2 protein-coding genes are annotated in these 2,590 nt (G+C 65.1%); both read left to right on the top strand.

The window, feature by feature from the left end; genetic code table 11:
• On the top strand, nt 1-1,012 hold a 1,012-nt coding region (locus H9641_RS19770), incomplete at its 5' end, for an APC family permease (protein ID WP_191806117.1).
• 709 nt (nt 1,013-1,721) lie between these two features.
• Nucleotides 1,722-2,312 carry a hypothetical protein gene (locus H9641_RS19765; protein ID WP_191806116.1) on the top strand — a complete coding sequence of 197 codons (591 nt, stop codon included), beginning with the start codon at nt 1,722-1,724 and terminating at the stop codon, nt 2,310-2,312.
• The last annotated feature ends 278 nt before the right edge of the window (nt 2,313-2,590 follow it).

Here is a 2,590-nt window from a genome sequence, read left to right as displayed (position 1 = left end):
GTTCCCTGCCGTCCTGCTGATCGTGCTCGGTGCGATCTGGCTTGCGACCGGGGAGAAGTCGGAGACCTCGCTGGAGGCGTCCGCCGTCATCCCGCCGTGGACCGGGATCGCGTCGATCGTCCTCGTGGTCTCCAACGTTCTCGCGTACGCGGGGATGGAGGTCAACGCCGTCCACGCGAACGACCTGAAGAATCCCGGGAAGGGGTTCCCCAAGTCGATCGCAATCGCGACGTTCCTCATTCTGCTCGTCTTCATCCTCCCCACGATCGCCATGGCGGTCGCGGTGCCCAAGAAGGAGCTGGGGCTGACCAACGGCATCAATCTCGCGTTTGAGGTCTTCTTCGACAAGTGGAACATGCCGTGGGCGGTCACCGCGATCTCGGCGCTCATCGCGCTGGGAGCGTTCGCGTCCGTCGTCACCTGGATCGCCGGTCCGTCGCGTGGCTTGCTGGCCGCGGCCCGGACGGGCCTGCTGCCCCCCTCGCTCCAGAAGCGCAACAAGGCAGGTGTGCAGGTGGGCATTCTCGGGGTCCAGGGGATCGTGGTGTCGGTCCTGGCCCTGCTGTTCATCGTCATCCCGAACATCAACACGGCGTTCATCGCGCTCATCGACATGGCGGCTGCGCTCTACCTGATCATGTACATGCTGATGTTCGCCGCGGCGATCAGGCTGCGACGTTCCAAGCCGGACGTGGTGCGCACCTACCGGACACCCGCGATGAAGTTCGTCGCGGGTCTGGGGTTCGTCGCCTGCGCCACGGCCTTCGTGCTGGCCTTCGTGCCGCCCGAGGGTTTCACGGGGGTCCCGCCCGCCGCCTACCCCTTCGTGGTGGCCGCCGTAGTAGTGGTCCTCGGTGGTCCGCCGCTGCTCTTCTACGCCATGCGCAAACCGTCCTGGGACCAACGGACCGCGGCCGAACACGAAACAGCAGCCGAGGGTGTCCTCGTGAACCCGCCACCTGCGCAAGGGGCAGCGAGCCCGCCACCTTCGCAGTCGACAGAACTGCACTAGCCGCTCCTCGAAGGTGCCGAGCTGACCGACATGCGCGGGCTTGAACAGGCCGATCTTGGGCTCGATGACTATGTAGCGCAGCGACTCTACGTCCAGGTGTCGTTGTTGGTCGTGGGAAACGCTGTGTACGCGTCGTGGGCCAGGTCATGCAGCAGCTGGGACCAGTTCAGCAGGAGCCCCAGCTCGATTGTCGTTTCGTAGAGCAACGTCTACGCCTCGTCGATGGAGCACCCACACAGGTACGCATCTCGCGCCAGCTCATCAGAGATTGACATCCCACACGGTCGCGGTGGGTGCCGGTCACGCCCTGGTCGACATAGACCCGGCGGGTCGGCACCCACCGCCTCGAGCGCTTTGGTGCTGGGCAGTGAGTTCTTGCTCTGCGGTCGAGCAGCGCGCGTACCCGATGAGCGTCGCAGTCATGGCCCGGATGTCGCAGATAGGCAGCCTTCACCGGGCACAATTGCGGGCGGGTCTACCGGGCACCTTCAATCGGTGGAACCGTGCGCGGCGGTGAGAAGGCGCGAGGCGCCCGGTGAGGGATCGACTAACGGGCGGCTCGACCTATCTTCCCCAATTGTGATGGGTCCGCCCAGGAATCTTCGCGAGCTCCGGCTCAGCGCTCACATCCGCACCGTCGCCCAGCCTGACTGCACCCTTAGGATGGCAAGCAATTCAGGTGGGGACAGCGACAAGCCGACAGGACGCCATGCGACTGACGAAGGACGTACGCAAGCAGCTGCTCGAGCAGAACGAGGGCTTCTCGACGAGGACGAGCTACTCGGGCAAGAACTTCAGCGAGGCTCGCACGTACACCATCACGGGCGGGGAACTGCGGGTGCGCGCCAGCGGTGACACCTCGTGGGCCGACAGCCGCTACACACGCGACTATGTCGCCGATGAGGAGCAGACGCATCGGTATCTCTACGACAATCTCGGCCTGCTTGACCAGGACAACGTCTTCGAGGGTAGGGCCGCAAGGCCAAAGCGGCCGTCAGAACCGGTTGCATCAGTTGATGGGCTTGCCGAGGACGACGCATACGACGGCGATGACTCCGATTCGATTGGCGAACAGTTCGACGACGCGACCTCCGGCCTGAGCGACAGGCTCGTCGTCATCGGAGCCTTGGTCTTGGCCGCCGGTGGCCTCGCCTATGTCTTCGGCAGACCCGTATGGGACGACCGCGTGAAGCCCGCCATCGAACGTCGGCGCACCAAACGTGAGCAGCGCAAGACAGCAGCTGTCAGTGACCGGGAGGGAACCAAGACGCGCGACGGCGTACCTGAAGACAAGGGCTGATCGCGATCAGGCTCGTCGTCGGGACACTGTCCGATGGAGGGATCGACCAACGGGCACCGCCACCCGTCCAATCTCTCGCGCCGCCGTCGCCCGCGCGCTCGGCATCTCTCCCGAGACGACCGCTACCCACCGCTCGACCCTCGACGGCGGTGTCCGCCGCGGTGACCGGTTCCCTATCCCAACCGCACGAATTGCTGGCTCAGAGGCGTTCTCACCAGGCGCGGTGATGTGATCGGCGCGACGGCGCGCTGACCTGCAGGTTCGTTCGGTCGTGAGTT

The sequence above is a fragment of the Oerskovia merdavium genome, from assembly GCF_014836755.1.
GTDB classification, from domain to species: domain Bacteria; phylum Actinomycetota; class Actinomycetes; order Actinomycetales; family Cellulomonadaceae; genus Oerskovia; species Oerskovia merdavium.
Note: the sequence above shows the minus strand (reverse complement) of the source record. Positions and strands in the feature narration are given on the sequence as shown.

Bases quoted from the DNA above. Each gene is read 5' to 3' on its own strand.
- H9641_RS19765 (WP_191806116.1), top strand. From the start codon at position 1,722: ATGCGACTGACGAAGGACGTACGCAAGCAGCTGCTCGAGCAGAACGAG.